Here is a 4,649-nt window from a genome sequence, read left to right on the forward strand (position 1 = left end):
AGAGAAGAGACATCGATTCCAGCATAATGCTCCACGGCTGTTCCTCTCATGATGCTTGAGGCCGATCGCTCGGACCTCGTTTTCAACACCATCATTCTGAGGGACAGCCACCCAAAATGGCTATTCGAAGCGCCGGCCCATTACGGCATCTAGGTGTTCAGTCCCGGCGGCAGTTGGAGTATGATGTTAGTTGTCCTGTAGGAGACGTCCAAGAATGTCGCGTTATTATGGCCAGTTCAATCCACCGCTCGATCAAATTCTCCACGAGCGGTATTTTCATGGCCACACCGGACCTGGCATTTTCGTGGAATGCGGCGCCTTCGATGGGGAGACGGAATGCACCTGCAAGTTTTTTGAGGAAAGCCTCGGCTGGACTGGCGTTAACGTCGAGCCGTCGCCACCAGTCTTCGCACAGCTGGAAAAGAATCGCCGATCGAGCCGCAACATCAATGTTGCTCTGGCTTCGACCAACGGCAAAGCCACGTTTCACGGCATCGTGCATCCTGAGTTTGGGGAACAGTGCACGAATGGCAGTCTGTCGCACCATCCCACCCATGCGGCATACATTGCTGAGGCCGGCTGGGAAATGCGTGACTACGAGGTTAATACTATAAATTGGAGTACATTAGTTGCGAAAACTAGTTTAAAAAAAGTGGACCTTCTTGTGTTGGATGTGGAAGGCGCAGAGCTTGACGTTGTGGCAGGCATGCGTGGCGCAGCGGTGCTTCCAAAGGTCTTCTGTGTAGAGCATGGCCATCTCGGCGTGCCGGCGGTGCGCAAGGCAATTGAACCATTGGGCTATCACTACGACGGGGGCGCAGAAGTGAACTCGTTTTTTGTCCGGTTGCCCGGATAAAGCTCTTGCTTCGGTCATGGTTCGGGACAAGGTAAAGCCGGTTTTGCACAGCAACATCTTCCGGAATGGAGTGCGCCCTTTGAGGCGGACAGTTTGACGGCGAGGAATTGACCGGGGAGCCGGGCTTTCGAAGGATGAAAGCCCATGGCCAGACACCGCACCCACAGCATCGAGTTCAAGCGCCAGATGGCGCAGGATTACGTCGCTGGCGAGACGCTCCATAGCCTCGCCCGTCGGCACGACCTGTCGCGCAACCTGATCCGCATCTGGGTCCAGAAGTTCGAAGCCGGCCGCTCGGCCCTGCCAGCGCATGCCTGACGAGGCGCCCGGCCCGCTCTCGTCGTCCGGGTCTGGCGGCTCGGCGGCTTCCGCTTCGAGGGCGGCCTTGGCGGCGCGGATCGCCTCCAGCCGACACTGCTTGTCAGCCATCCAGCCCGGCATCTCGTCGCCGCGCCACTCCAGACCGTGCGCATGATCTTCGGCCGCGTCGATCTCGCCCGCCGGGCCAGCCAGCTCTCAACCTCAGCCGCCAGCACTGGCTCGGCGGTCTTCATCCGGCCGTAGCTCATCGCCTTGTGGCTGGGCCTTGTGCAGCACGGACATCGTTGCAGGCGGTTGGCCAGGGCCACGGTCAGGCGTCGCCTGAGGGTCGGGATCGAGGTCGGAACATGCCGCTCGGGTCGGACCGGAGGATCCGCGCGGTCGATGACTTTCGGGAAGGCCAGGTGTTTGGCGGCCTTGGGCGCGAGCTGGAGCTGAGGGGGGAATCGTCTCCCTCAGAGAGACCAGGAAGCCGTAGGCGACGATACAGAGACTGGCGTGGTGGTGGAAGCCCCGCCACCCTCGGCCTTCGTAGTGGCCCAGGCCCAGCTCCTGCTTGAGCTCCTGATAGTCTCGCTCGATCCGCCAGCGCAGCTTGGCGGTGTCGACCAGCTGGGTGATCGTCGCGTCGACCGGCAAGGTGGAGAGCCAGTACTTGCTCGGCTCGGCCTCGCCCTCAKGCCACTCGATCAGGAGCCACTCTTCGGCATGAGCCTCGGGCCGATTGTAGTCCCGGGAGGCCGGCCGCAGCCGCACGGCGGYGAAGCGGTGTCAATGCCGCCTGAATTTTCCCCAGAAGTGGGCTCTCCCGCAGTTTTGGTGCAACCATTTGGAATTCCCAAAGGCTCCAGGGTTCAGGAGCTATCGCCCCATGTCCAAGAGGATATTGCCATTCATCCCGCAGCATTTTGTCGTGGAGCGGGTCCTGCCGCATGCCGCAGGCGTCAGCATTGTCTGCCGAACTCGACGTCTCGCGTCCCGCTGCCCAACCTGTCGAAGCCTGTCGGCACGCACGCATAGCCATGACGAGCGCCGCATCGCGGACCTGCCTTGGCAAGGGCGCTCCGTGACACTCTGCTTTCAGGCCCGCCGCCTTCGCTGTGGCAATCGCCGCTGCGCCCGGCGCACCTTTGCGGAGCGTGCGGAAGACGCGGTCAGGCCGCATGCGCGCGGCACGCTTCGGCTGCGCGAGATCCAGCGCAGTGTTGGGCTGGCGCTGGGGGGCGAAGCCGGCGCGCGCCTCGTCGAAAGGCTGGGCATGCGCGCCAGCGCGGACACCATGCTCAGGATGGTGCGGAGCCGTCCCTCGTCCCTGGACCGGGCACCGCGGATTCTGGGTGTCGACGACTGGGCCTGGCGACGCGGCCAGCGCTACGGGACGGTGCTCGTCGACCTCGAGACCAACCGCGTCGTCGACCTTCTGCCCGATCGCGACAGCGCGACGCTCGCGGACTGGCTGGCGACACATCCCGGCACCGAGATCATCGCGCGCGACCGTGCCGGCGCCTATGCGCAAGGCGCTCGCCAAGGCGCGCCCGGCGCGCGCCAGGTCGCCGACCGCTGGCACATGCTGCGCAACTGCTCGGACGCACTGCTCGATGCCGTCGAAAAGCGGCATCGCCTTGTTCGCGAGGTCGGCGCCTCGCTCGCCGCCGATCGCGACGGGGGAACGTCAGGACGTCTCGTTCAGTTGCCTGAGGCTTTCGGCATGCCGAAGGCTTCTCGCCAGCGGCGGGATGGCCGGGCGGCCCGCCAGGCAATGTACGACAGCGTCGTCGCCCTGCGGCAAAGAGGGTGGAGCCTGACAGCGATCCGGCGGGAGACCGGGCATGACCGCAAGACGGTGCGCAAGTGGCTTGACGACAAACGGCCGGGATCCTGGCAGCGTCGGAAAGCGAGCGCTCATCCCGCGGATGCCTTCTCAGACTATCTTCGTCAGCGTTGGGACGAGGGCTGTCGCAATGCAACCCAGCTTTATAGGGAGGTGTGTGAGCGCGGCTACCTGGGTCACGCCCGCAACTTCAGGCGATGGGTGAAGATCAGACTGCGCGATGCCGTACCCGCATCCGCCGCGCCGGCAGGTTCGCGGCGCCCACGCCGGAAACCGCCGTCGTCGCGGGTGGCGGCACGCTTGCTGACGGCGCCTGACGAGAGGTTGTCCCGCGACGAACGGGCCTTCGTGGACGCACTGCGCGCGGCCTCGCCATCGCTGGCCGCGACAGCTGACCTTGCTCGGCGCTTCCATGCGATGCTGGTCGATCGCGATGTCGATGCCCTCGACCGTTGGCTCGCCGCCGCGCTCGACAGTCCTCTCGCTTCCTTCGCTCGCGGGCTCAGGCGCGATATCGACGCCGTGCGCGCCGCTTTGACCATGCGGTGGAGCACCGGTCCGGTCGAGGGCAAGATCAACAAGCTCAAGCTGATCAAGCGCTCCATGTACGGGCGCGCGCATCTCGACCTGCTCCGCGCCAGGATCATGGCATGAGCTGCACCTAAGCTGCGGGAGAGCCCGCTTCTGAGGAGTTTTGATCCGGCAGCCACAAGCGGGAACCGAGCTCAGTGTTGGTTCCTTCGCGCCAGGCGATTGTGCGCCASGYCTCGGCGTCGAGCTCCTCGGCCAGGGCCTTGGYCGAGATCGGCTTRTGAYKGTCGGWTCGGCCKASYCGAGACGGCGGCCGGCCTCTTCCGCTCCAAGGCTTGGGCGGCAGCGGACTCTCGCCTGGACGCCAGACGCTGAGSGTGGGCTGAACGCCCACCACATAGGTCAGATCAAGCTCGGACAGGCCCGCGCGGAAACCGCCRTCRGCGCCATATCCGGCGTCGGCCAGAACCACGCCGGGCGCTACGCCCTCGGCCTTGGCGGTCTTGATCTGATCAAGCGCSATCTGCGGCTTCGTCTGGAAYGTGATCTCTGCGGGGATCTTGGCSTTCTTGCGCTGTTCCGGATCCTCCGCCCAGCTCTGCGGGAGATACAAACGGTAGGCGATCGGAAGCGAGGCTGCGTCATTTGCGATCGATAGGCTCACKGCAACCTGACAATTGTCCTGCTTGCCCAACTGGCCGCAATACTGGCGCGCGACGCCCACCGAGTGCTTGCCCTTCTTGGGAAAGCCCGTGTCGTCGACGATCCACGCCCGGATCGGTCCATGCTGCTCGATCTTGGGAAGGACCCAGTCGCGAACCCGCGCCAGCAAGGCCGCGTCCGACCACGGCGCCTGGCCCACAAAATGCAGCAGAGACTGATGCTTGGCCGCCACCCGCGACGGCGCCGTGACGGCCGCCAACGGCTCCACGCTCTTGCGCTCCAGCGGCATCAGCAGTCCGAGGCTGTAATCCTTCAGCGGCTCAGCTCGGTCGGCGTGGCCGATCACCTCAATCAAGGCCTCGACATAGGCGTCGAACGCCGCTTCACTCTCCGCGGTCCAGTCGGTCATGGCGGCGCGCTTCCCTGATCTCGAAGCAGCACCCTAAC

The 4,649-nt window shown here is 64.4% G+C and carries 3 protein-coding genes and 3 pseudogenes; 3 read left to right on the plus strand and 3 right to left on the minus strand.

Annotation, left to right across the window (positions count from 1 at the left end; all coding sequences use genetic code 11):
* The first annotated feature begins 214 nt into the window (after nucleotides 1-214).
* Nucleotides 215-856 carry an FkbM family methyltransferase gene (locus tag AC1D34_RS34260; RefSeq protein ID WP_476826646.1) on the plus strand — a complete coding sequence of 214 codons (642 nt, stop codon included), beginning with the start codon at nucleotides 215-217 and terminating at the stop codon, nucleotides 854-856.
* A gap of 186 nt (nucleotides 857-1,042) precedes the next feature.
* Nucleotides 1,043-1,174 carry a transposase gene (locus AC1D34_RS34265; protein WP_476826648.1) on the plus strand — a complete coding sequence of 44 codons (132 nt, stop codon included), beginning with the start codon at nucleotides 1,043-1,045 and terminating at the stop codon, nucleotides 1,172-1,174.
* Here the strand turns inward: AC1D34_RS34265 and AC1D34_RS34270 are convergent.
* A pseudogene (locus AC1D34_RS34270) lies at nucleotides 1,151-1,434 on the minus strand (IS5/IS1182 family transposase); the annotation flags it as partial. The gene AC1D34_RS34265 and the pseudogene AC1D34_RS34270 overlap by 24 nt on opposite strands.
* A 103-nt stretch (nucleotides 1,435-1,537) precedes the next feature.
* Nucleotides 1,538-1,945 (minus strand): annotated as a pseudogene (locus AC1D34_RS34275) (transposase); the annotation flags it as partial.
* A 103-nt stretch (nucleotides 1,946-2,048) separates the two neighbouring features.
* Here AC1D34_RS34275 and AC1D34_RS34280 point away from each other — a divergent pair.
* Complete coding sequence (locus AC1D34_RS34280; protein WP_476826647.1) at nucleotides 2,049-3,662, plus strand: ISL3 family transposase; 1,614 nt, start codon at nucleotides 2,049-2,051, stop codon at nucleotides 3,660-3,662.
* Between the two features lie 58 nt (nucleotides 3,663-3,720).
* Here the strand turns inward: AC1D34_RS34280 and AC1D34_RS34285 are convergent.
* Nucleotides 3,721-4,611 (minus strand): annotated as a pseudogene (locus AC1D34_RS34285) (IS701 family transposase); the annotation flags it as partial.
* Nucleotides 4,612-4,649 lie beyond the last annotated feature (38 nt).

It is taken from the genome of Allobosea sp. P1_A7, assembly GCF_056406775.1.